Genomic DNA, 22,591 nt, shown 5'->3' with positions numbered 1-22,591 from the left:
TGCTTTCTCCCCTCCGAAGGAGGCCCCACCATGACCGCCACCCAGGACCCCAGCCATCAGGACCCCGCGCACGAGCCCCAGAAGAAGTACGGCGCGCACGACATTCCCAGCTACCTCGACCCGAACAACCTCGGGCCGTACGAGATCTACCTCGAGCAGGTCGAGCGCGTCACGCCGTACCTGGGTAAACTCGCGTACTGGGTCGAGACCCTCAAGCGGCCCAAACGCATTCTGGTCGTGGACGTGCCCATCCACCTCGACGACGGCACCGTCGCGCACTTCGAGGGGTACCGCGTGCAGCACAACACCTCGCGCGGCCCCGCCAAGGGCGGCGTGCGCTTTCACCAGGACGTGACGCTCAGCGAGGTCATGGCGCTCTCGGCCTGGATGACCGTCAAGAACGCCGCCGTGAACCTCCCGTACGGCGGCGGCAAGGGCGGCATCCGCATCGACCCGCGCAAGTACTCCACCGGTGAGCTGGAGCGCCTGACGCGCCGCTACACCACCGAGATCGGCCTGATCATCGGGCCGGAAAAGGACATTCCCGCGCCGGACGTGAACACCAACCCGCAGACCATGGCCTGGATGATGGACACGTACTCCATGAACGTGGGCCGCACCGCCACCGGCGTCGTGACCGGCAAACCCGTGTCGCTGGGCGGCAGCCTGGGCCGCGCGGACGCCACCGGGCGCGGCGTGTTCGTCTCGGGTGCCGAGGCCATGAAGAAACTCGGCATGCCCATGCAGGGCGCGCGGGTGGCCGTGCAGGGCTTCGGGAACGTCGGTGAGGCCGCCTCGCGCATCTTCCACGAGCACGGCGCGCGGATCGTGGCCATTCAGGACGTGAGCGGCACCGTCCACAGCAGCGCCGGCATCGACCCGAAAGCCGCGCTGGAGCACCTGCGCCGCACCGGCTCCATCCTGGGCCTGCCCGGCACCGAGGAACTGAAACGCGACGAGTTCTGGGACGTGGACTGCGACGTGCTGATCCCCGCCGCGCTGGAAAAACAGATCACGCTGGAGAACGCCGGGCGTATCAGGGCCCGCCTGATCGTCGAGGGCGCCAACGGCCCCACCATCCCCGCCGCCGACGACCTGCTCGCCGAGCGCGGCGTGACCGTCGTCCCGGACGTGCTGGCCAACGCGGGCGGCGTGACCGTGTCGTACTTCGAGTGGGTGCAGGACTTCAGCTCGTTCTTCTGGACCGAGGACGAGATCAACAAACGCCTCGACCGCATCATGAGCGAGGCCTTCGTGAGCCTCTGGGACGTGAAGGAACGCCACGGCGTGACCCTGCGCACCGCCGTGTACATCGTCGCCTGCACCCGCGTGCTCGAAGCGCGCGCCCTGCGCGGCCTGTACCCCTGAGGGCCACTGGTTGAAGGTCGATAGTTGATGGAGGATGGGTGATGGAGAGCGGGAACGCCTCCGTCACCCATCAACTTTCAACCATCAACCATTCACCGCCGTTCCTTCTCTGGGTTGCACGCGCAGGGGCAGGCCCGCCTGGGGGCGGAGGCTGATGGCGGGTTCCAGGCGCAGGGGGCGCACGGTCTGGTAGGTGAAGGCCTGCACCAGTCCGGTCAGGACGGTCGCGGCTTCCAGGCGCGCGAACTCCCGGCCGATGCAGATGCGGCCGCCCCCACCGAACGGGAAGTACGCGTACTTGGGCAGGCGGGCTTCCAGGCCGTCCAGCCAGCGTTCCGGCCGGAATTCCTCGGGCGCGTCGAAGAAGCGCGGGTCGCGCTGCGTGACCCAGTGGTTGATCACGAACAGCGTGCCGGGCGGGGCGACGTACCCGCCGACCGTCACCTCCTGCCGCGCCTCGCGCTGCGTGCTCCACGCGGCCGGGTACAGGCGCAGCGTTTCCTTGATGACGGCGTCCAGGAACGGCAGGCTACGCAGGTCGCCCAGTTCCGGCAGGCGGCCACCCAGCACGCCACCCAGCTCCTGCGCGAGCCGCTGCTCGGTGTCGGGGTGCGTGGCGAGCAGGTACAGCGCGAAACTCAGGGTGCTGGCGGTCGTGTCGTGCCCGGCGAGCAGGATGTTCTTCACCTCGTCCAGCAGTTGCGGGTCGGTCATGGGCTGCCCGCTGTCGTCCCGCGCCGAGAGCAGCATGTCCAGCAGGTCGTCGTGAGTGCCGCCCGCCGCGCGGCGCTCGGCGATCAGTTGCGTCATGACGGCGTCGATGTCGTCACTGCCCCGCCGGAACTGACGGCGGGCGGGGGTGGGGACGCCCGCCGGGAGCGGCACGCCGTAGTTGCGCCGGAAGCCGGTCAGCGCGTCGTCCAGCGCGCGTGAGATGCGCTCGACCTGTTCGCTGTTCTCGGGGAGGCCCATCACGCTGCGCATCACGATCCGCATGGTCATGCTCGACAGGTCGGCATTGACGTCCCGCACGCCGCCCGCCGCCCAGTCCTGGCAGAGCGCCTGCGTCTGCGTCTGCATGACGCTCAGGTACCCCTGGATGCGGGCGCTGTGGAAGGCAGGCTGCGCCAGTCGCCGTTGCCGCAGCCAGAAGTCCCCCTCCGAGAGCAGCAGGCCGCCGCCCAGCAGCCGCGCCAGCAGCGGGTCGCGCCGCAGGCCCTTGTCGAACAGGCGGCCCGTCTGGATGTGCAGCGTCTCGATGTCGGCCGGGTGACTCACCACCCACACCTCGCGCCCACCCAGCCCCACGCGCACCACGTCCCCGTACTCGCGGCTGATACGGGTCATGAAGCCCAGCACGTCCCGCATCAGGGCGGGCGCGTGCCCCACCAGAGGCAGGCCCGGCGGGCGCGGCGGCAGGGCAGCGGCGGTTGCAGAGGCAGTCATACCCGGAGTCTACCCAGACGGCCGATAGCGGATGGCAGATGGCAGATGGCGGATCGAAGCCTGCGCAGGCTCGCCCCTCCGGCCCCGCCTTCAGTACAGTTTGCCCAGCACGTCGTCCTTCATCACGAAGGAATTCTCCTTCGTGGGGAAGTGCCGCCCGCGCACCTCGGCGGCGTAGGTTTCGATGGCCTCGCGGGACAGGCGGCCCACCTCGGCGTAGCGTTTGGCGATCTTCTTGTCCTCACCCTCGTACACGCCCAGCAGGTCGTGCGTGACGAGCACCTGCCCGTCGCACCCGACGCCCGCCCCGATGCCGATGGTGGGCACGCTCAGGCGTTCGCTGATCAGGTTCGCCAGCCGGGCCGGAATGGCCTCCAGGACCACGCTGAACGCCCCGGCGGCCTCCAGCGCCACGGCACCTTCCAGGGTCGCGCGGGCCGTCTCGTCGTCCTTGCCCTGCACGCGCAGGCCACCCTGGGCGGTCGCGGTCTGCGGCATCAGGCCCACGTGACCCATGACGGGAATGCCGTTGCGGGTCAGGGTCTGCACCACCTGCAGGATTTCGGGCGTGGCGCCCTCCATCTTGATGGCGTCGGCGCCGGTCTCCTGGATGACCCGCACGGCGCTGCGCATGGCGTCCTGCACGCCCGTGTGGTACGTGCCGAACGGCAGGTCCACGACCATGAACGTGCCGGGCGCGCCGCGCCGCACCGCGCGGGCGTGGTGGATCATGTCGCCCAGCGTGACGGGCGCGGTGCTGTCGTAGCCCAGGACCACGTTCCCGAGGCTGTCCCCGACCAGGATCAGGTCCACGCCGGCCGCCTCGGCGTGCCGCCCGCCGGGGTAATCGTAGGCGGTGACCATCACCAGCGGTGCGTCGGAGTGCTGCAACTCCGGAATGCTGCGTTTCATGCGGGCAGGGTAGCAGAGGCGCGCCGCGCCCGCCTCCGCCGGCCCCCGGGCCTCATACAGATTCCGTTTGTTTCGCCGACAATCCGGGACTTCACCGGATTGTCGGCTCCACGTCCGGAACCCGTTTTGCTCCCACTCGCTGTGCTCGGATTGAACGGGCTTTGCAGCCCATTCAATCGGAGTCCGTATCAGCCCTTGATGACCTCGCCGTAACTGTGCAGCACGACGTAGATGATCCAGCCGGTCACGGCCACGTACAGCCAGACCGGGACGGTCCAGCGCACCCAGGCGCGGTGCCGGTTGAAGTAGCCGCGCGCGGCCGGCGCGTCGATGTTGCCCAGGTTCCCGGCGGCCTTGAGGCCCTTGACGGCGTTCCACAGCGCACCCAGGGCCAGCGGGAGGTTGGCGGTCGCCAGGATGATGTGGCTGATCAGCAGCACGAAGTACGCGGTGCGCCACTCCTCGGGTCCGTCGTATTTCTTCTCGTAGCCCAGGCTCAGGCGCGTCAGGTACAGCACCAGGAACACGCTCGCCAGGGTGACGGCGACGATCATGGCGCGCATGTGCGCTTCACGCATGCCGCGCCGGATGAGGTACACGCCCACGCACAGGGCCAGGCCGCTCAGGACAATCGTGATGACTGCCCACTGGTTGATCGTTTCCGCCATATCGGCCCCAGTGTACGGGGGGCGGCGCAGGGCAGGTGTCCGCCCCCGCGCGGGGGGGACAGGGGGGACAATCGGCTGCCAGGGGGTGCGGGTAGAATGCGGGCCGCTGACCGCCGCCCCGCCAGGGTGCTCTGGCGGCGAGGAAGGTGAAACATGAGTGGAACGCGGACAGTTCCCCGCACGGGTGCGGGTGCGTGGCTTCCCCGGCTGGCCTGGGCAGCCCTGATCTACAACGTGCTGGTGATCCTGTGGGGCGCCGTCGTGCGTATCAGCGGGGCGGGGGCCGGGTGCGGGGATCACTGGCCGCTGTGTAACGGCGTGGTCGTCCCGCAGAGCCCGACGCTGCACACGGTCATCGAGTTCAGTCACCGCCTGACCAGCGCCGCGAGCGGCCTGCTGGCCATTGCGCTGGTCGTCATGGCGTTCCGGTCCACGGGACGCGGGCATCCGGTGCGCCTGGGGGCCGTCCTGAGCCTGGGCCTGATCATCCTGGAGGGTCTGGTGGGCGGCGTGCAGGTGCTGCTGGGCCTGACGGCCGACAGCACCGACCCGGCGCGCGGGTTCGTACAGGGCATTCACCTGGCGAACACCTTCCTGCTGCTGGGCGCGCTGCTGCTGACGGTCCTGTGGGCGTCCGGCGAGCCGAACCTGCGGCTGCGGCGGCAGGGCCTGGTGGGCGCCTGGAGTTTCGTGGGGCTGGCGCTGCTGCTGGTGCTGGGCATGGCGGGCGCGGTCACGGCGCTGGGCGACCTGCTGTTCGCCCCGGCGGACGGCAGCACGCCCATCGAGACGGTCAAGCGGGACTTCGGCGTGACGGCCAGCGTGATCGAGAACATGCGCGTCGTGCATCCCATGCTGGCCGTGCTGACCAGCGCGTTCCTGGTGTGGCTGGGCGTGTTCCTGCGCCGGGAACGGCCGGGCGCCGGGACGAACCGCTGGAGCGCGGTCCTGTGGGCGCTGCTGGGCGCGCAGATGATCGCGGGCCTGACGAACGTGGTCCTGAAAGCCCCGGCGTGGATGCAGCTGACGCACCTGCTGCTGTCGTGTCTGCTGTGGCTGGCGACCGTTATGCTGGTGTACCGCGCCCTGACGGCCCTGCGTGCCCAGTCGCACGCCGGACCGGCCACCGGCGGGGATCATTCAGTCAGTGACGGCCCCGGACGGGCCGCGAGGAACGTGAACGTATGACGACCGAAACCATCCCGGCTGACGCCGGAGCCGTGCGGGAGCGCGCCACCTGGCGTGACTACCTGTCCCTGACCAAACCGAAGGTCATCAGCCTGCTTCTCTGGACGACCGTGACGGCCATGTTCATGGCCGAGCGCGGCTGGCCCGGCGGGTGGCTGCTGCTGGTGGTCAGCGTGGCCGGGTACGCGTCGGCCGGGTCGGCGGGCGTGTTCAACATGATCATCGACCGCGACATCGACATCAAGATGGCCCGCACGGCGCAGCGGCCCACGACCAGCGGCCTGATCAGTACGCGCAGCGCCGCGATCTTCGGCGGGGTGCTGCAGGTCGCGTCGTTCCTGATGCTGTGGGTGTGGGCGACGCCGCTGGCCGCCTGGATGAGCCTGGCGGGCTTCCTGACCTACGTGGTCGTGTACACGCAGCTGCTCAAGCGCAACACCTGGCACAACATCGTGCTGGGCGGCGCGGCCGGGTGCTTCCCGCCGCTGGTGGGCTGGGCGGCCGTGACGGGCGACCTGAACCTGTTCGCGTGGTTCCTGTTCGCGATCATCTTCTTCTGGACGCCCGTGCACTTCTGGGCGCTGGCGCTGATGATCAAGGACGAGTACCGCGAGGTCGGGATTCCCATGCTGCCCGTCGTTCATGGCGACAAACTGACGGTCGCGCAGATCGGCCTGTACGCCATCTACACGGTGGTGCTGTCGGTGATGCCGGTGTTCTTCCGCGAGGTCGGCGCGATCTACTTCGTGACGGCCGCCGGGCTGGGCGCGTGGCTGCTGGTGCTGTCCTGGCGGCTGTACCGGCACGTGATGACCGGGAAGGCCGTGGAGCGCCGGGTGGCGGTGCCGCTGTACCTGTACTCGATGCTGTACCTGGCGCTGCTGTTCGTGGCGGCCGCCGCCGACCGCATGGTGTTCGCGCACCTGCTGTAACCGTTGCCGGAAATCGGTCGCGCAGGCCCCTCCCGAACGTGGTGGGGCCTGCTGCCGTGTGAGTTCCATGTGGTGGCGGGCGGCGCTCAGGCGGGGGCTCAGGCGGGGGCTCGGGCGGGTGAGGATGCCCGGCCGTGTCCGGAAGGCAGGTGCGGCCCCACTGGGAGCCGGTCAGGACACTTGCCCGCTCCTCATGGTGTCTCATGGCGGGTATGCCTGACCGGTCGGTAGAATGCTGGGTGTGTCGCCTCCCCGGGTCCGGCGCCCGGTGGCAGGCTGCGTGAGGCGCATAACCCGGCGTGACGCTTTAGACTGCAAGCAGAGGAAAGGAGTGAAGTTGAACACCACCAAACACCGCCACAGCGGCACACGGAGGCGACCCATCACGCGGCCCATCGCGGCGGCGGCGCTGGGCGCCACACTGCTCACCGGCTGTCAGCAGGCCAATCAGTCCCTGTTCATCGGGGACATGTCGTCTGCTTACAACCGCGAAATCTGGTGGATGAGCGTCTGGGCCATCGTCCTGTCGATCATCATCTTCGTCGGCGTGTCGTACGCGCTGTTCTACACGGTGCAGAAGTTCCGTGAGGACCGGCACGACGCGCCGCCCGCGCAGTTCCACGGGAACAACCGCCTGGAAGTCATTCTGGTGGCCGTCCCCGTGATCATCGTGTTCGGCCTGAGTGTCCTGACGGTGCGGTCCATGGCCATCCTGAACCCCACGCCCGAGCAGGCCACCAAGATCGACGTGCTGGGCAAGCAGTTCTGGTGGAACTTCGCGTACCCCGAGACGACCAGCGACGCCGGCGGCGTGGTCACCAACGGCAACGAGCTGATCATGCCCACCAAGCAGCCGGTCGCGCTGACCATCACCAGCGGCGACGTCATTCACGGCTTCTGGGCGCCGAACATCGGCGGTCAGCGCGCCGCGATGCCGGCCGTGCAGAAGACCTGGCAGGTCGACACGGAACGTGCCGGCGTGTACCAGGGCAACTGCTCGCAGCTGTGCGGGGCCAGCCACGCCAACATGCGGTACAAGGTCGTCGCGCTCGATCAGGAACGCTACGACGCGACCCTGGCCGCCATGAAGGCCTACCGCGCTCCCGAACCCGCCCCCGGCAGCGCCGAGGCGCGCGGGTACGCGCTGTTCATGCAGGGCAAGGGCAGCACGGGCGCCGTGTCCTGCGCCGCCTGCCACCGCGTGCAGGGCACTCCCGCAGCGGGCGTGGCCGGCCCGGACCTGAGCTTCTTCGGCACGCGCCGCACCCTGGGCGCCGGCATGTGGGAAGCCATGACCGCAGACAAGTGGGAAGACGAGGAAGCGAAAAAACACCTGACCGCGTGGCTGAAGAACAGCCCCCGCGTCAAGCCGGGCAGCCTCATGCCCACGTACGACGGCAGCGAGTACCGCAACACCAAGGGTGAACTCGTCAAGGGCGGCACCCTGACCGACGCCGAGATCGACGACATCGCCGCGTACCTGCGCAGCCTGCAACTGCCTGAAGAGGCGGACTACTGGCGCGGCAGCCCCGTCATCGGCGCCGGCGCCACCGGAGGCACCCAGTGACCGTTCAGCACGCACCCCTGAAGGACACCCACGCCCGCCCGGGCGTCTGGGCGGTCCTGAAGGACTACATGATGACCACCGATCACAAGAAGATCGGGACGCTCTACATCCTGACCAGCATCCTGGGCTTCGCGGTCGCGGGCCTGCTGGCCGTCGGGATCCGCCTGCAGCTGGCCGTGCCGGACAACACCTTCCTGGTGGGCAACACCTACAACCAGGTGCTGACCGTGCACGCCGCCCTGATGATCTTCTTCTTCCTGATTCCGATCGGGCTGTTCGGCTTCGGGAACTGGTTCCTGCCACTGCAACTGGGCATCCGGGACGTGGCCCTGCCGCGCATCAACACGTTTGCGGTGTGGCTGTTCATCTTCAGCCTGATCCTGGTGATTCTGGGCCTGTGGAACGGCGGCGCGCCCGGCGTCGGCTGGACCTTCTACTACCCGCTGAGCGTGGACGCCAACCAGACCGGCGTGAGCGTGCTGATGGTGGCCCTGACCCTGAACGGCATCGCGTCGCTGCTGGGCAGCGCGAACTTCGCGGCGACCATCGTGAACATGCGCGCCCCCGGCATGAGCCTGTGGAAGATGCCCATCTTCGTGTGGAGCATCTTCGCGACCTCCATCCTGCAGCTGATCTCGCTGGGCGGCCTGACCGCCGCGGCGCTCGTCACGTACCTGGAGCTGAAGCTGGGCCTGAGCATGTTCAACCCCGGCATCGGCGGCGTGCCCGTCATGTTCCAGCAGTTCTTCTGGTTCTACTCTCACCCGGCCGTGTACGTGATGCTGCTGCCGTACCTGGGTATCGGCGCCGAGATCGCCAGCACCATGGCCCGCAAGCCGCTGTTCGGGTACCGCGTGATGGTGTACTCGATCCTGGCGATCGTGCTGGTCAGCCTGCTGGTGTGGGTGCACCACATGTTCGCCGTGGGCCTGCCGGACTCCTGGCAGATCGCGTTCATGATCGCCACGCTGATCGTGGCTGTCCCGACCGGCGTGAAGATCTTCAACCTGATCGGCACCCTGTGGGGCGGGCGGATCGTGCTGAAATCCCCCACGTACTGGCTGGTGGGCTTCATCTTCAACTTCCTGATCGGCGGGATCACCGGCGTGAGCCTGGGCATGATTCCCTTCGACTACCAGGTCACCATGTCGTACTACGTCGTGGCGCACTTCCATAACGTGATGATGTTCGGCACGGCGTTCCTGGCGATGGGCGGCCTGTACTACTGGTGGCCCAAGATGACCGGCCGCTTCATGAGCGAGAAGCTGGGCCTGTGGCACTTCTGGCTGTTCATGATCGGCTCGTGGATGACCTTCCTGCCGCAGTACATCCTGGGTCTGCTGGGCATGCCGCGCCGTTACTACACCTACCCGGCCGGGAACTTCGCCTGGAGTGAACTGAACCTGATCTCCACGGTCGGCGCCCTGATCCTGCTGGCCGGCGGCATCGTGTGGGTCCTGAACATGCTGCAGAGCTTCCGTGCGCCCGCCACGGCCAGCGCCAACCCCTGGGGCGGCTTCACGCTCGAGTGGACGGCTGCCAGCCCGCCCGCCGCGTACAACTTCGCGCACGAGTTCCCCACCAACTTCCCCACCGAACGCCCCCTGTACGACTGGGAGCAGAGCGGCGAGACCCTGACCCCCGTGGACCCCAAGAGCATCCACCTGCCCGTGGACAGCTGGGGCCCGTTCCTGACCGCCGCCGCGCTGCTGCTGATGGGATACGGCCTGAGCTTCGGCTGGTTCACCAACTACACCCCGGCCGGCGGTCTGAAGCCCTTCTTCGAGATGGCGCCCGGCGCGCTGTTCGCGTCCATCGTGCTGTACATCAGCATCCCGCTGTTCCTGTTCGCGCTGTTCAAGTGGGCCGGCACCCGTGAATACGACGTGCCCGTCGCGCACCACCACCTGACCAAATACGACAACGGCTTCATGGGCATGGCGTGGTTCATCATCAGCGAAGTCGGTCTGTTCGGCGTGCTGATCGCCGGGTACGTGTACCTGCGCGTGATCGGCGCCGCCGAGCCGCCCGCGCTGCGTCCCGCCATCTGGCTGGCCGCGCTGAACACCCTGATCCTGGTCGCGAGTTCCTTCGTGATTCACCGCGCCGAGCAGGACAACCACCACGGCAAGCTGACCCGCTTCCGCCTGGGCCTGTTCATCACGCTGCTGCTGGGCGCCGTGTTCATGATCTTCCAGGTGTACGAGTTCACGCTGTTCGGCGTGGAAAGCGACTGGAAACAGAACCTGTGGCAGTCGTGCTTCTTCATCATCGTCGGCCTGCACGGTCTGCACATCCTGATCGGCGGCACCGGCGTGGCCCTGCCCTTCTACCAGGCCATGACCGGCAAGATGGACAAGTACAACCACGGGTCCATCACGCCCGCCAGCCTGTACTGGCACCTGGTGGACGTCGTGTGGCTGCTGATCGTCGCGATCTTCTACGCCTGGTAACACCGGCCTGCTAACACCGGACCGTAGAAGCGAAAAGGGGGGCGCCTGCAAGGGCGTCCCTTTCGCGTTGTGTGGCGGGGGACACCCCACCCCGCGCTTCTCCCCTACCCTGCGGGTATGACAGGGTTCTCGAGGGTGCTGACGGTGGGTCTTCTGGTGGTCGCGGCGGTGCTGGGCGGGCTGCTGCTGTTCCGGCAGGGGCAGTCGCCGGCGCTGGGGGGCGAGGCGCTGGACACGCCGCTGGCGCTGCCCGCCCTGGCGCTGGTGAATGACCGGGGGCAGCCGACCACGCTGGCCGTGACGGACGGGCGGCTGCGGCTGGTGTTCTACGGCTTCGTACGCTGCCCGGACGTGTGCCCGGCGACCCTGGCGAGCCTGAAGAACACCCTCGCGGCCCTGCCGGACGATCAGCGCGGGCGGGTGCAGGTGCAGTTCATCACGGTGGACCCGGTGCACGACACGGCCCCGGTGGTTCGGGCGTACCTGGAGCGCTTCGATCCGGCGTTCACGGGCCTGACCGGCGAGGCCGCCACCATCGACGAGGCGGCGCGGGTGATGTTCGTGGCGAACGTGAAGCCGCCGCTGGAAGGCGTGGACCACAGCGCGCACCTGGGCGGCGACGCGCAGACGGCCGGGGACGGAGCAGTGGGGGACGGAGCGGCGAATGCGCAGGCGGCCGGGGCGTCGGCGGCCGTCGCGGCGCGGATGCATGGCGATCAGGTGAGCGTGGTGGACGGCCAGGGCCGTTTCGTGCGGGTGTACGGGAACGAGGCGGTCGTGAACGGCGAACTGGACCGCGACCTGCCGCGCCTGATCCGCGAGTACGCGACTCCCTGAAGCGATACGGGCTCCGGGAACTGGATAGTCATGCAGTTCCCTGCTGGCCGGGACGGAAATGGTGGGCCGTCCGCATGAGGGTGGGTGCCCGGCTGAACGCACGGTATTCCGCCCACAGCGAAGTTAGGGTACACTCTCTGTTATGACCGAACCGCTCGACGCCGCCCTGCGTCCCAAGACCCTGACCGAGTACGTGGGTCAGGAGAAACTCAAGGACAAACTCGGCGTGTACCTTCAGGCCGCGCGGGGCCGCAAGGAAGCGCTGGACCACACTCTGCTGTTCGGCCCACCCGGACTGGGCAAGACCACCCTGGCGCACATCATCGCCGCCGAACTGGGCGTGAACATCCGCGTGACCTCGGGACCCGCCATCGAGAAACCCGGTGATCTGGCCGCCATCCTCACGAACAGCCTGGAGGAAGGCGACGTGCTGTTCATCGACGAGATCCACCGCCTGGGCCGCGTGGCGGAGGAACACCTGTACCCGGCCATGGAGGACTTCAAGCTGGACATCGTGCTGGGCCAGGGTCCGGCGGCGCGCACCATCGAGCTGCCGCTGCCGCGCTTCACGCTGGTCGGCGCGACCACCCGTCCCGGCCTGATCAGCGCGCCCATGCGCAGCCGCTTCGGGATCATCGAACACCTGGAGTACTACACGCCCGAGGAGATCGCCCAGAACCTGACCCGCGACGCGCGCCTGCTGGGCTTCGGCCTGAGCGACGACGCCGCGCTGGAAGTCGGGGCGCGCTCACGGGGCACCATGCGCATCGCCAAGCGCCTGCTGCGGCGCGTGCGTGACTACGCCGACGTGGCCGGCGAGACCACCATCGCCCTGCCCCGCGCACAGGACGCCCTGGACCGCCTGGGCCTGGACAGCGCCGGACTGGACGACCGCGACAAGAAGTACCTGGAAACCCTGATTCACCGCTTCGCGGGCGGCCCGGTCGGCGTGGACACCCTGGCCACCGCCATCAGCGAGGACGCCCTGACCCTGGAGGACGTGTACGAGCCGTACCTGATCCAGCTGGGCTTCATCAAGCGCACGCCGCGCGGCCGGGTCGCCACCGCGCACGCCTACGACCACCTGGGCCTGCCGGTCAGCGGCGATCAGGACCTGGGCTTCTACACCAACTGACGACCACCGAAGGGGACCGCGCGGCGGGACGCCCGTCCGGGGTGGTCCTCACCCGGCTGCATTACCCTGGCGGGATGCTGGACGTTCTGTGGGGACTGGGAGGCGTGGCCGTACTGATCGGCCTGGGCCTGCTGCTGAGTGTGAATCGCCGCGCCGTGAACTGGCGCACCGTGGGGCTGGCGCTGCTGCTGCAACTGGCCTTCGCGGTGATCGTGCTGCGCTGGCCGCTGGGCCGCCGCGCCCTGGACGGCGTGTCAGCGGCGGTGCAGGGCGTGGTGGGGAACGCGCAGGAGGGCATCAACTTCGTGTTCGGGAACCTCACGAACGGCGCGCTGGACGGCGCGGGGTTCATCTTCGCGTTCGGGGTGCTGCCGATCATCGTGTTCTTCAGCGCGCTGATCGCCGTGCTGTACCACCTGGGCATCATGCAGGCCGTGGTGCGCTTCCTGGGCGGCGGCCTGAGTCGCCTGCTGCAGACCAGCCGGGGCGAGAGCCTGTCGGCCACCGCGAACATCTTCGTGGGGCAGACCGAGGCGCCGCTGGTCGTGCGGCCCTTCATCGAACGCATGACCCGCTCGGAACTGTTCGCGGTGATGGTCGGCGGGCTGGCCAGCGTCGCCGGGAGCGTGCTGGTGGGGTACTCGCTGCTGGGCGTGCGGCTGGACTACCTGATCGCCGCGTCGTTCATGGCCGCGCCCGCCGGTCTGCTCATGGCGAAGCTGATCTTCCCGGAAACCGAACCCACCCAGGACTACAAGGGCGACATCCCCGAGGACCCGGAGGGCCGCCCCGTGAACGTGATCGACGCGGCGGCGCGCGGCGCGAGCAGCGGCCTGGGCCTCGCGCTGAACGTGGGCGCGATGCTGATCGCGTTCATCGGCCTGATCGCGCTGCTGAACGGCCTGATCGGACTGGTCGGCGGGCTGGTGGGCGCGCCGGACCTCAGCATCCAGCTGCTGCTGGGCTACCTGTTCGCGCCGCTGGCGTTCCTGATCGGCGTACCGTGGGAATCCGCGACGACCGCCGGGAGTTTCATCGGGCAGAAACTCGTCACGAACGAGTTCGTGGCCTTCGTCGAATTCGCCGAGACCCTCAAGGCCGGCGGCGTGAGCCCCAAGGTCGAGGCCATCGTGACGTTCGCGCTGTGCGGCTTCGCGAACCTGTCGAGCCTCGCGATCCTGCTGGGCGGCCTGGGCAGCCTCGCCCCCAGCCGCCGCCCGGACATCGCGCAGCTGGGCCTGCGCGCCGTGGCCGCCGGGACGCTCGCGAACCTGCTGAGCGGCACCCTGGCCGGAATGCTGCTCGGCTGACCGCCGGGCCTCCCCACGACGCTCCCCACTACACTTGAGGCATGACTGAACTGCAGGTACAGGTGTTCGGCACGCGCAAGAGCAAGGAAACGCGCGCCGCCGAACGCTTCTTCAAGGAACGCAAGATCAAGATCCATTTCGTGGACCTGAAAGAGCGGCCCATCGCCAAGGGGGAATTGAGCCGCTTCGTGCAGAAGTTCGGCCTGAACGCCCTGCTGGACCTGACCGGCAAGGCCTACGAACGCAGCAACCTCGCGTACCTGCGCACCACCGAGGACGGCGTGATCGCCAAGGTCATCGACGACCCGGACCTGCTGCGCCTGCCGCTGGTGCGCGCCGGGAAGCACCTGACGGTCGGTGAGGACCTCGAAGGCTGGAAGGCCATGCTGGCCGGATCGTGACCCACCCCGACCCGGTGGGCGAGCGGCTGGCGGCCCTGACCGATACGGATTCCGTTTGTTTCGTTAACAGATCGGAACACCACCGATCTGTTAACTCCACGTCCGGAACCCGTCTCTCTCCTACTCGCATCCGCTCGGATTGAACGGCTTTGTAAGCCATTCAATCGGATTCCGTATGACTGGCGCGGCGACACCCTGCGCCGCATACGCGCCCTGATCCAGGCGGCGCTGCCCACCGTGCAGGAGAGCGTGAAGTGGGCCAAGGCAGGCTCGCCCGGCGTGCCGGTGTGGGAGCACGCGGGGATCCTCTGCACCGGCGAGCCCCACGCGCGGGCCGTGAAACTCACGTTCCCTCGCGGGGCCAGCCTGCCCGACCCGGCCGGGCTGTTCAACGCCAGCCTGGACGGGAAGGTGCGCCGCGCCATCGACCTGCCCGAGGAGGCCACGCTGGACGGGGCGGCGTTCGGTGACCTGATCCGCGCGGCCGCCGCCGCGAACGAGCGGGCGCAGGCGGCGAGGAAAAGCCGCTAGCCTTTCGCGCTGGCGTCCGGCCCGTAGGTGAGGAGCAGCACGCCCGCACCCATCTCCCGCGTGTCCAGCAGGGTCAGGGGGACGTGCTCCAGCGTGTCGAAGAGGCGCCTGCCGCGCCCCACGATGACCGGAAAGACCATCAGGCGCAGTGCGTCCACCAGCCCACGGCGCAGCAGCGTCTGCGCGAGGGTGCCGCTGCCGTACACGAGCAGCGGGCCGCCCGGCTGTGCCTTCAGGGTCTGCACGTCTGCCAGCACGTCCGGCCCCAGTGCGGTGGCGTTCCAGTCGAGCGGGCCGGGACGGGAGGTCGCCACGAACTTGGGCAGGGCGTTCATGCGCTCCGCGAACGCGCCCGTCGCGGTCGGCCAGTACGCCGCAAAATCCTCGTAGGTGGTGCGGCCCAGCAGCAGTGCGCTGCTGGCGAACAGTTCGTCGCGTTTGAACGGCCCGTCGTCCGGGCGGTAGGGTGCGCGCCACGGCGAGTGTTCCTCGTACACGCCGTCCAGGGACAGGAACTCGGTGACGATCAGTGGGCGCACGCCTTACCTCCTTAAACGGGTTCGATGCGGATGCGGGTGTTGTGGAAGGTGCTGCCGCCCCCCAGGTCCGTCAGGGTCTGCGCGGTCAGTTCGTTGATGCTGCGGCCGTCCGGCGCGCTGAGGCCCCACCACGTCCCCTCCAGGATGGCCGCGCCGGGCTGAGCGGCGTCCGTGACCTTCACGCGGCGCTGCACGCTCCCGACCTCGCTGGTCAGCGTGGCGAGCCCCCCGTCGGTCACGCCGGACGCCTGCGCATCCTGGGGGTGCAGCAGCAGGTGCGGTTCACCCCCCTCGGCGCGGTTGAGGTTCGCCAGATTGCCGTAGGTACTGTTCAGGAAGTGATGCGCGGGCGGCGTGAGCAGCCGCACCGGGTACTCGGCACTCAGCGCCGCCAGCGGTTCGCGGTGGGCAGGGGCGGGGCTGAGCTGCACCCGCCCGCTGGGCGTCTCCGCGCCGTGCGCGTACGGCAGGAACCCGTCGGGGAGGTTCAGGCGGACGCTGCCCTCGGCCTTCAGTCGCTCGGGGGTGACGCCCGAGAGCAGGGGGTGGTCGGTGGTCAGCAGCTCGGCCAGCAGGTCGTCCACCGTCCAGTACACGCTGGGCTCGGTGACGCCCAGGCGCCGCGCGAGCTGCTGGAAGACCCAGGAGTTCGGCCGCGCCTCGCCGGGGGCGTCCAGCGTGGCCGGGTTGTAGCCCAGGTAGTGGTGGCCGTAGCTGGTGTACACGTCGGCGTGCTCGGCGAAGGTCGTGGCGGGCAGCAGGTAGTCGGCCAGCCGGGCCGTCTCGGTCATGGCCTGTTCCAGCACGACCACCAGCAGGTCGTCGCGTTGCAGGCCCGCGCGGACCCGCCCGGCATCCGGCGCGACGACCGCCGGGTTGCAGTTGTAGATGAACGTGGCACCAAAGCCCCGTTCCGGGCGCAGGGCGCCCGCGTACTCGTTCATGTTCACGCGCGCCGCGTCCGGGCGGATCAGGTGCGCGGCCCCCAGGCGGGCGCGGTTCAGCCGGAACGCGCCGCTGGTGCTCAGGGTGCAGCCGCCGCCCCGGTGTCTCCAGTCGCCGGTCAGGGCGGGAATCAGGGTCACGGCCCGCAGGTTCGTGCCGCCGTGCTCGTGGCGGGTCATGCCGTACCCCACTCGGAAGTACGTGGGGCGCGTCGTGCCGACCGCGCGGGCGAAGGTGCGGATCACGTCGGCGTCCAGCCCAGTGATCTGCGCGGTGCGTTCCGGGGTCCACTCGCGGGCCGCCTCGCGCAGTTCCTCGATGCCGGTCGTCGCCTCGGCGATGTACGCCTCGTCGGTCCAGCCGTGCGCGAACAGTTCATGCATCACGCCCAACGCCAGCGCGGCGTCCGTGCCGGGCCGGATCTTCAGGTGCTCGTCCGCAAAAGCCGCCGTGCGGTTGCGGTACGGGTCCACGCACACGATCCGCGCCCCGGCCTTGCGCGCCGCCGTCAGGTGCGGCGTCAGGTGACTGTTCGTACTCAGGGAATTGATGCCCCACAGCACGATCAGCCGGGCGTGCGCCACGTCGGCGGGGTCCACCCCGAAGCGCGTGCCGTAGCCCAGGCTCCAGGCCTCGGTGCCGGCCGTCGCGCAGATCGTCTCGTCCAGTTCCGGGGCGCCCAGCGCGCGGAACAGCGCGTGCACGTGCGTGCCCTCCATCAGGCCCATCGTTCCCGCGTAGTTGTACCGCAGGATGCTGCCGGGGCCGCGCGTGTCCAGCAGGGTGCGCAGGCGCGCGGCGATGTCGTCCAGCGCCGAATCCCAGGTCACGCGCTCCCAGACCGGCTCGGGGTCCGTCTTGGCATTCACGCGTTTCAGGGGGTACAGCGGCCGGTCCGGGTGGTTCGCGCGGGCCGGGTAATGCACGGTCTTGGCGCACGCGAAGCCCTTCGTGATCGGGTGCGCGGCGTCCCCGGTCACCTTCAGCATCCGCTCCGGCCCACCCGGCGTGTCGCGGCCCACCGTCACCTTCAGGCGGCAGGCGTCCGGGCAGTCCAGCGGGCAGGTGAGCAGCACATCACGCGAAAGAGAGTCGGGCGCGGTCATACCGCGAGAATACGCGCCCCCGCACCAAGTCGGGAGGGCCGGTTCAGGCGGACGGGGCCGGTAGGGTGGCGGCCGTCACGGGAACGCCCGCCACTCCCCTTCCGAGATGACCTGCACGGCGCCGTCCACCACCCGCAGGGCACTCTGGTCGTCGAGGGCGTAGGCGGGCCCGCCGATCTGCGCGGCCCAGGCCTCGGCGTCCGCCATGCGGTTGGTGGGGAACTCGGGGTAGTTCAGGTGCGGGAAGATCGAGAAGTCCACGAGGCCCAGCCCCCGGTCGTCGCCGTCCGCGCCGGGCCAGGACACGAACTGCGGGCCGATGCGGGGCGTCAGGACCATGCTCCCGGCGCTCACACCGACCCACACGGTGTCCGTCAGGTCGGGCAGCAGGTCGGCAAGCCCGGACTGACGTAGCCAGTGGGCCAGGAACGCCGCGTCGCCGCCGTCCACGAGCAGCACGTCGGCGGCCCGCACCCACGCCTCCCAGCGGTCGCGGGGCACGTGAGGCAGGGCGAGGAGTTCCAGCACCCCCACGCTCTGCCAGCCCAGGCCGGTCATGTAGGACGGCGGCTGACCCGAGATGAACCGCCACGCGCTCTCGGGCGTACACCAGGGGTGCCCGTGCTGCGCGGTGGGAATGCACAGGGCGCGGCACTCGGCGATGGGCTTGCCGAGCATCTCCACGAGCGCCGCGTGGATGCTGGCGTTCGTGACGCCCCCCGACGTGAGCAGCAACTTCACGCGGGGACCGGTCCGGTGGTGACAGGCTCCGGGGTACCGTCCTTCCTGGGGTTCATGGTGCGCTCAGTCTACTGCCCACGCACCGGGCGCCCCCGGTCAACCGGAGTCCTTATCAGACGGTGAAGGTCACGCCGGTCAGCCGTTCGGACAGCGCCCAGAGGTTCGCGGCGTCCTGCGTGTCGTGCGAGCGGGCGTTCGAGTCGACCCGTTCCGGGTTCCCGCCGAGTTGCAGCAGACCGCTGGGACCGTAGTACGCGCCGCCCGTCACGTCCGGGGCGGTCGCGGCGTACAGGGTGGGCAGCGCGCCGGTGGCCTGCGGCTGCGCGAACAGGCGGTTGGCGAGGGTCGAGCCCCGGCTGTCGCCCTGCAACCCGGTGGCGGCCCAGCCGGGGTGCGCGGCGACGGCCAGCACGTCCTTCCCGGCGGCGTTCAGGCGGCGTTGCAGTTCGTGCGTGAACAGCAGGTTCGCCAGTTTGCTCTGCCCGTAGGCGGGCATGGGCGCGTAGGGCCGGGCGTGCCAGTTGGCGTCCGCGAGGTTCAGTTCCCCGAAGCGGTGCGCGAAGGAACTGACGGTCACGACCCGCGCGCCCGCCGTGCGCTCCAGCAGCGGCATCAGCGCGGCACTCAGGGCGAAGTGACCCAGGTGGTTCACGCCGAACTGCGTCTCGAAGCCCTGCGCGGTGCGGCCCAGCGGCGGCACCATGATCCCGGCGTTGTTCACCAGGATGTCCAGGTGGTCGTACCGCGCCCGGAAGGCGTCCGCGAAGGCTTTCACGGAATCCAGGTCGCCCAGGTCCAGGGTCATCAGGACGACCTCGCCCTTCGGGTTCAGCGCGCGGATACCGGCGGCGGCCTTCTGTGCCCTCTGCTCGCTGCGGCAGGCCATGATCACGGTCGCGCCGCGCAGGGCCAGCACCCGCGAGGTTTCCAGGCCCAGGCCGCTGTTCGCGCCGGTCACGACCACGACCCGGCCGGTCTGGTCGGGCACGTTCGCTTCCGTCCACGCGCTGCCCTTGCGGCCCCGCGCGAGGTACGCGAGCGGCCCCAGCGTGTTCACGAACAGGCCCGCGCGCCACGCGGCCTTGCTGCCGCGCACGGCGTCCGGGCGGCGCAGGTTCAGATCACCCCACGCAGCAGCGAACAGGCCGACCTGCACGAGGCCGGCAGCCACGAGCGCGGCTTTCCGGGAGGCGGTGAGTTCAGAATGCTTCTTGAGCTGCATGCAGTCATCCTTTCAGGGCGAGGTGGGTGGACGGTAGCGTTCACCTGAAGGGGAACTGGGAATCATGCGGACTCCGGCCCGGCGGTCTGTACAAGGCATTTAACCGGAGTCCCTTTCATCGCTGAAGGCCAGTCCCCGCTCCCTCAGGGCCTCGCGCAGCAGCCCGAGTGCTTTCGGCCCCAGGCCGTGCAGTCCCGCGACCTCCTTCTCGGTGCGCGGCGCGAGGTCGGCCAGGGTGGTGATGCCCGCAGTCGCCAGGGCGCGTCGGGCTGGAGCACCCACGCGCGGCAGGTCGTCGGCCGGCGCGGCGTGGAGCTGCGCGATTCACTGCCGGACGATGCCCTGCACGGCGTCCGAGTGCGCGGCCACGGTGTCCGGGTCACGCAGGGTCAGCACCGCCCGGTCCGGCGTGACCCAGGCCAGCAGGCCCGCCGGATCGTCAATGTGCATGACCAGCGGCTCGGCGCGCACCTTCGCCCCGGTGTGCAGCACGACCTGCAAGGTCGATTCGGGCCGGAGTTTGAAGGTCGCGAAGTGATCCGCCAGCCGGAAACTCGGCGCGTTCCACTTCACCTCCTCCCGGATGGCCAGATCGGCCGCCAGGATCACGGCGCGCAGCTCGCCGATCTGCGCCCGGTGCGGGTGCTCCAGCGCGGCCAGGAACGCCGTCACGGCACTGTTCATGACCCGGCCCCCGGCGCGAGGCTCGACACGTCGTACACGTTCAGCACGTTCCCGGAGCCGGGGTAGGTCTGCGAGCGGATCAGCCGGAACTGCACCGGGGGGCGGCCCGTGAACAGCGGTGTACCGCCCGGCCCGGCCAGCAGCGGGAAGGTCGTCAGGTGCAGTTCGTCCACCAGTCCGCGCGCCAGCATGCCCTGCCACAGCAGGCGGCTCAGGATGATCAGGATGGGCGGCCCCTCGCCAGCCTTCAGGGTACGTACAGTCGCTTCGGCGTCCGCGACCTTCGCGGCGCGGGCGTTCGGGAACGGCGTCAGATCGCCCGGCGTGACGTGATCGGACACGATGACCGTCTCGATCTGCGCGATGCGACGCGCGAAGGCCCGGCGCACCGGGGTCGCCTGCGGGTCGCCTTGCACGCCCTGCCAGTACCGCAGGTTGTTCAGCGCGGACTCGTGCCCGGCGAGCAGCAGCGTCCCGGCAGCCTCCAGCACCTCCAGGTTGTGGTGGTCGAACTGATCGTCGCCGTCGTAATCGGGGTGCCGGTACTCGAACAGGGGCACCAGCGTCCGGCTGGCATCCTCGTAACAGCCGTCCAACGTGACGAAATTGCTGACGATCAGGGGCCTCATGGCGTCTGTGGGTGGGGTACGTTCAGCTGCCAGGACACGCCGTACGGGTCGTTCACCCACGCGAAGCGCGGACTGAAGTCGTAGTCGGCGGGTGGCATCAGAATCTCGCCGCCGTCCGACAGGCCCGCGTACAGCGCCTCGAACCCGGCGATGTCCGCGCAGTCCACGAACAGCGACGTGGACGGCGTGAACGTGAACGCATGCTGGACAGGACTGTCGGTCACGCGCAGCGCCAGGGTGTCCGTCAGGTGCAGGGTCGCACCGCGCACGGTGCCGTCCGGGTAGTGCTCCAGGCCCTCCACGCGGGCCTCCGGGAACACACGGGTGTACAGGGCCAGGGCGTCAGTGCACTGTCCCTGGAACATCAGGAAGGGCGTGATGGTGTGCGGCATGGTCAGTTCTCCTTCAGGGATGGGGGCGGTGGGCTATGGGCGGGCGCTGATCTGCTGCACAGCAAACCCGTTCCCGTCCGGGTCTTTCATGAACAGAAACCCGACATGGTTCAGGTCGTCGTCCGGGGTGGCGGGGCGCGGGGGGCCGCCGAGTACCTGGATTTCCGGGGCGTCCACGCCGCGCGCCAGGAGTTCCTCACAGGCGGCGCGCAGGTCATTCACCACGAGCTGCACGCCCTGAAGAGAACCGGGCGGCGTGAGCTGCACCAGTCGCCGCCCGCCGCCCATCTGGAGGTCGTGATCGACGTGAAAGTCCAGGCCGCCCTCGTAGAACGCCCTGGCGCGGTCGATGTCCGTCACGGGCACCACGACGACCTCCAGCGTCCAGTTCATGCGCCGCCCGACAGTGTCCCCACAGCCTTCGCCACGCGCCGCGCCCGCGTCTCCGGGTTCTTCGTGCCCTCCACGCTCAGGGTGTGCTGGCGTTTGCCGCTGTACGACAGCCGCGCAAAGGCGGCCAGTGCGGCGGGGTTCGCGTCCAGCGCGGCCTGGAGGTCTTCAGGCACGTCCACCTCGCGCGGGGCCGTATCGAGTTCCAGCGTGACCTGCACGCTGTCGCCGGCGCTCAGGCCCGCGTTTCCCCGGTGCCCGGCACTCACGGGAATCATGGAGCGTCCGCCCATCACGCCGATGGTGCTGCGGTACGCGTACCCGTTCAGGGTGACGGTCACGGCCGGTTTCTTCCCGCCGCCCAGCGCGTCCATGATCTGGGGGGGCACCTCGATGCCGGTCGCGGTCTTGCCCTCCTGCTTCAGGATTGCGCTGAATGTGGGCATGGAACCTCCGGTGCTCAGGGCTGCGTGGATGGAAGCGGCGCGTCGTACTCGTCGTGGCGTCTGGTCTTCGTGAAGGTACCGTCCTGCGGCCAGCCGGGCGGCGAGTCCTCCCACGCCTCCTGCCGGCCGTACGGGGTGATGTCCAGGTGCCCGGCGATGCTGGACATCAACTCCACTCCGCGCCCGTCCGTGCGGTATGTCAGGTGCGGCACGCCGCTGTGCAGCAGGTACACGCTGAAACCGGAGACCTCGCCCCCGCCGGGCCGTGTCCAGCCCCAGTCGTCGCCGAAGGTGGTGCCACCCGACGACACCCACGGCGCCGTCCAGCCCATCCGCGCCGAGTACGCCAGCAGCTTCTCCACGGGCGCGCGGGAGATCCGCACAAAACTGATGTCGTACGGCCCGAGGTGCGCGAGGTGCGGCACAGCGTTGTCGGCGTCATCCGAGCAAAACGCGCAGCCCTGCGACCACTGCGGCTCGAACATGAAGTGATGCAGGATCAGCTGCGAGCGCCCCGCGAACAGGTCGGTCAGCGTGACAGGGCCGCGTTCGCCCGTGAAGGAGTAGTTCTGCACGGGCGTCATGGGCAGGCGGCGGCGCTGCGCGGCGATGGCGTCGTGCAGGCGCGTCCCGGCCTTCTCCAGCGGCAGCAGCGCGGCGCGGGCGGCCGTCCATGCGGCCCGGTCGACGACGGGCGGGTGGGCGGGGGTGGTGTCGATCATCGTTGAACCTCCGGGGTGTTCAGGCAG

Annotated in this window: 24 protein-coding genes; 10 read left to right on the top strand and 14 right to left on the bottom strand. The window is 69.3% G+C overall.

The annotated features are described in order from the left end of the window. Positions 1 to 30 precede the first annotated feature (30 nt). The gene (locus tag BXU09_RS08825; protein WP_078301927.1) at positions 31 to 1,368 is read left to right on the top strand and encodes a Glu/Leu/Phe/Val dehydrogenase; all 1,338 of its coding nucleotides are present in this window, start codon (positions 31 to 33) and stop codon (positions 1,366 to 1,368) included. Between the two features lie 84 nt (positions 1,369 to 1,452). Here the strand turns inward: BXU09_RS08825 and BXU09_RS08820 are convergent, their stop codons facing one another. The 3 genes from BXU09_RS08820 to BXU09_RS08810 all read right to left on the bottom strand — a co-directional run bounded on the left by BXU09_RS08820 (position 1,453) and on the right by BXU09_RS08810 (position 4,394). Beyond that, positions 1,453 to 2,814: a cytochrome P450 gene (locus tag BXU09_RS08820; RefSeq protein WP_078301925.1), complete on the bottom strand. Its 1,362-nt coding sequence runs from the start codon at positions 2,812 to 2,814 to the stop codon at positions 1,453 to 1,455. 90 nt (positions 2,815 to 2,904) lie between these two features. Then, on the bottom strand, positions 2,905 to 3,726 hold the full coding sequence (gene panB / locus BXU09_RS08815; RefSeq protein ID WP_055363534.1) for a 3-methyl-2-oxobutanoate hydroxymethyltransferase: 822 nt from the start codon (positions 3,724 to 3,726) through the stop codon (positions 2,905 to 2,907). Positions 3,727 to 3,914: 188 nt separating this feature from the next. Next, complete coding sequence (locus tag BXU09_RS08810) at positions 3,915 to 4,394, bottom strand: DUF420 domain-containing protein (protein WP_055363533.1); 480 nt, start codon at positions 4,392 to 4,394, stop codon at positions 3,915 to 3,917. A gap of 153 nt (positions 4,395 to 4,547) precedes the next feature. Between BXU09_RS08810 and BXU09_RS08805 the strand changes: the two genes are divergently transcribed. The 9 genes from BXU09_RS08805 to BXU09_RS08765 all read left to right on the top strand — a co-directional run bounded on the left by BXU09_RS08805 (position 4,548) and on the right by BXU09_RS08765 (position 14,748). Beyond that, on the top strand, positions 4,548 to 5,582 hold the full coding sequence (locus BXU09_RS08805; protein ID WP_078301924.1) for a COX15/CtaA family protein: 1,035 nt from the start codon (positions 4,548 to 4,550) through the stop codon (positions 5,580 to 5,582). Further along, the gene (locus BXU09_RS08800) at positions 5,579 to 6,514 is read left to right on the top strand and encodes a heme o synthase (RefSeq protein WP_078301922.1); all 936 of its coding nucleotides are present in this window, start codon (positions 5,579 to 5,581) and stop codon (positions 6,512 to 6,514) included. The genes BXU09_RS08805 and BXU09_RS08800 overlap by 4 nt, the downstream gene beginning before the upstream one ends. 331 nt (positions 6,515 to 6,845) lie before the next feature. Next, on the top strand, positions 6,846 to 8,081 hold the full coding sequence (gene coxB / locus BXU09_RS08795) for a cytochrome c oxidase subunit II (protein ID WP_240501123.1): 1,236 nt from the start codon (positions 6,846 to 6,848) through the stop codon (positions 8,079 to 8,081). Continuing rightward, positions 8,078 to 10,534, top strand: coding sequence for a cbb3-type cytochrome c oxidase subunit I (locus BXU09_RS08790; RefSeq protein ID WP_078301919.1), 2,457 nt, complete (start codon positions 8,078 to 8,080; stop codon positions 10,532 to 10,534). The genes coxB and BXU09_RS08790 overlap by 4 nt, the downstream gene beginning before the upstream one ends. Before the next feature lie 117 nt (positions 10,535 to 10,651). After that, the gene (locus BXU09_RS08785; protein WP_078301917.1) at positions 10,652 to 11,371 is read left to right on the top strand and encodes an SCO family protein; all 720 of its coding nucleotides are present in this window, start codon (positions 10,652 to 10,654) and stop codon (positions 11,369 to 11,371) included. A 142-nt stretch (positions 11,372 to 11,513) separates the two neighbouring features. After that, positions 11,514 to 12,506, top strand: coding sequence for a Holliday junction branch migration DNA helicase RuvB (ruvB, locus tag BXU09_RS08780; RefSeq protein WP_078301916.1), 993 nt, complete (start codon positions 11,514 to 11,516; stop codon positions 12,504 to 12,506). Between the two features lie 74 nt (positions 12,507 to 12,580). Then, a complete protein-coding gene (locus tag BXU09_RS08775; protein WP_205684139.1) occupies positions 12,581 to 13,816 on the top strand; it encodes a NupC/NupG family nucleoside CNT transporter in 1,236 nt (411 codons plus the stop codon). Between the two features lie 41 nt (positions 13,817 to 13,857). Further along, positions 13,858 to 14,217, top strand: a complete 360-nt coding sequence (locus tag BXU09_RS08770) for an ArsC/Spx/MgsR family protein (protein ID WP_205684138.1) — start codon at positions 13,858 to 13,860, stop codon at positions 14,215 to 14,217. A 42-nt stretch (positions 14,218 to 14,259) separates the two neighbouring features. Then, positions 14,260 to 14,748 carry a DUF1801 domain-containing protein gene (locus BXU09_RS08765; RefSeq protein ID WP_346417586.1) on the top strand — a complete coding sequence of 163 codons (489 nt, stop codon included), beginning with the start codon at positions 14,260 to 14,262 and terminating at the stop codon, positions 14,746 to 14,748. Here BXU09_RS08765 and BXU09_RS08760 read toward each other — a convergent pair. From BXU09_RS08760 to BXU09_RS08710, 11 genes are all read right to left on the bottom strand, one after another. Continuing rightward, positions 14,745 to 15,287: a dihydrofolate reductase family protein gene (locus tag BXU09_RS08760; RefSeq protein WP_078301913.1), complete on the bottom strand. Its 543-nt coding sequence runs from the start codon at positions 15,285 to 15,287 to the stop codon at positions 14,745 to 14,747. The genes BXU09_RS08765 and BXU09_RS08760 overlap by 4 nt on opposite strands. 11 nt (positions 15,288 to 15,298) lie before the next feature. Next, positions 15,299 to 17,338 carry a molybdopterin oxidoreductase family protein gene (locus tag BXU09_RS08755; RefSeq protein ID WP_078301911.1) on the bottom strand — a complete coding sequence of 680 codons (2,040 nt, stop codon included), beginning with the start codon at positions 17,336 to 17,338 and terminating at the stop codon, positions 15,299 to 15,301. A 75-nt stretch (positions 17,339 to 17,413) separates the two neighbouring features. Beyond that, complete coding sequence (locus BXU09_RS08750) at positions 17,414 to 18,079, bottom strand: Type 1 glutamine amidotransferase-like domain-containing protein (RefSeq protein ID WP_078301909.1); 666 nt, start codon at positions 18,077 to 18,079, stop codon at positions 17,414 to 17,416. A 112-nt stretch (positions 18,080 to 18,191) separates the two neighbouring features. Then, complete coding sequence (locus tag BXU09_RS08745; protein WP_078301908.1) at positions 18,192 to 19,301, bottom strand: oxidoreductase; 1,110 nt, start codon at positions 19,299 to 19,301, stop codon at positions 18,192 to 18,194. Between the two features lie 99 nt (positions 19,302 to 19,400). After that, positions 19,401 to 19,583, bottom strand: coding sequence for a hypothetical protein (locus BXU09_RS08740; RefSeq protein WP_205684137.1), 183 nt, complete (start codon positions 19,581 to 19,583; stop codon positions 19,401 to 19,403). Positions 19,584 to 19,625: 42 nt separating this feature from the next. Beyond that, on the bottom strand, positions 19,626 to 19,985 hold the full coding sequence (locus tag BXU09_RS08735) for a DUF1801 domain-containing protein (protein WP_078301905.1): 360 nt from the start codon (positions 19,983 to 19,985) through the stop codon (positions 19,626 to 19,628). Beyond that, positions 19,982 to 20,614, bottom strand: a complete 633-nt coding sequence (locus BXU09_RS08730; RefSeq protein ID WP_078301903.1) for a dihydrofolate reductase family protein — start codon at positions 20,612 to 20,614, stop codon at positions 19,982 to 19,984. The genes BXU09_RS08735 and BXU09_RS08730 overlap by 4 nt, the downstream gene beginning before the upstream one ends. Then, the gene (locus BXU09_RS08725) at positions 20,611 to 21,006 is read right to left on the bottom strand and encodes a VOC family protein (RefSeq protein WP_078301902.1); all 396 of its coding nucleotides are present in this window, start codon (positions 21,004 to 21,006) and stop codon (positions 20,611 to 20,613) included. Before BXU09_RS08725 ends, BXU09_RS08730 begins: the two co-directional genes overlap by 4 nt. Positions 21,007 to 21,039: 33 nt before the next feature. Further along, complete coding sequence (locus BXU09_RS08720; RefSeq protein ID WP_078301900.1) at positions 21,040 to 21,399, bottom strand: VOC family protein; 360 nt, start codon at positions 21,397 to 21,399, stop codon at positions 21,040 to 21,042. Then, entirely contained in the window at positions 21,396 to 21,842 is a 447-nt protein-coding gene (locus BXU09_RS08715; protein ID WP_078301899.1) for a YdeI/OmpD-associated family protein, read from the bottom strand. Before BXU09_RS08715 ends, BXU09_RS08720 begins: the two co-directional genes overlap by 4 nt. 14 nt (positions 21,843 to 21,856) lie before the next feature. Then, positions 21,857 to 22,564, bottom strand: coding sequence for a DUF899 family protein (locus BXU09_RS08710; protein ID WP_078301897.1), 708 nt, complete (start codon positions 22,562 to 22,564; stop codon positions 21,857 to 21,859). Positions 22,565 to 22,591 lie beyond the last annotated feature (27 nt).

Origin of the sequence: Deinococcus sp. LM3, assembly GCF_002017875.1 — a bacterium.
Taxonomy (GTDB): Bacteria; Deinococcota; Deinococci; order Deinococcales; family Deinococcaceae; genus Deinococcus.
This window is presented reverse-complemented; position numbering and strand designations above follow the sequence as displayed.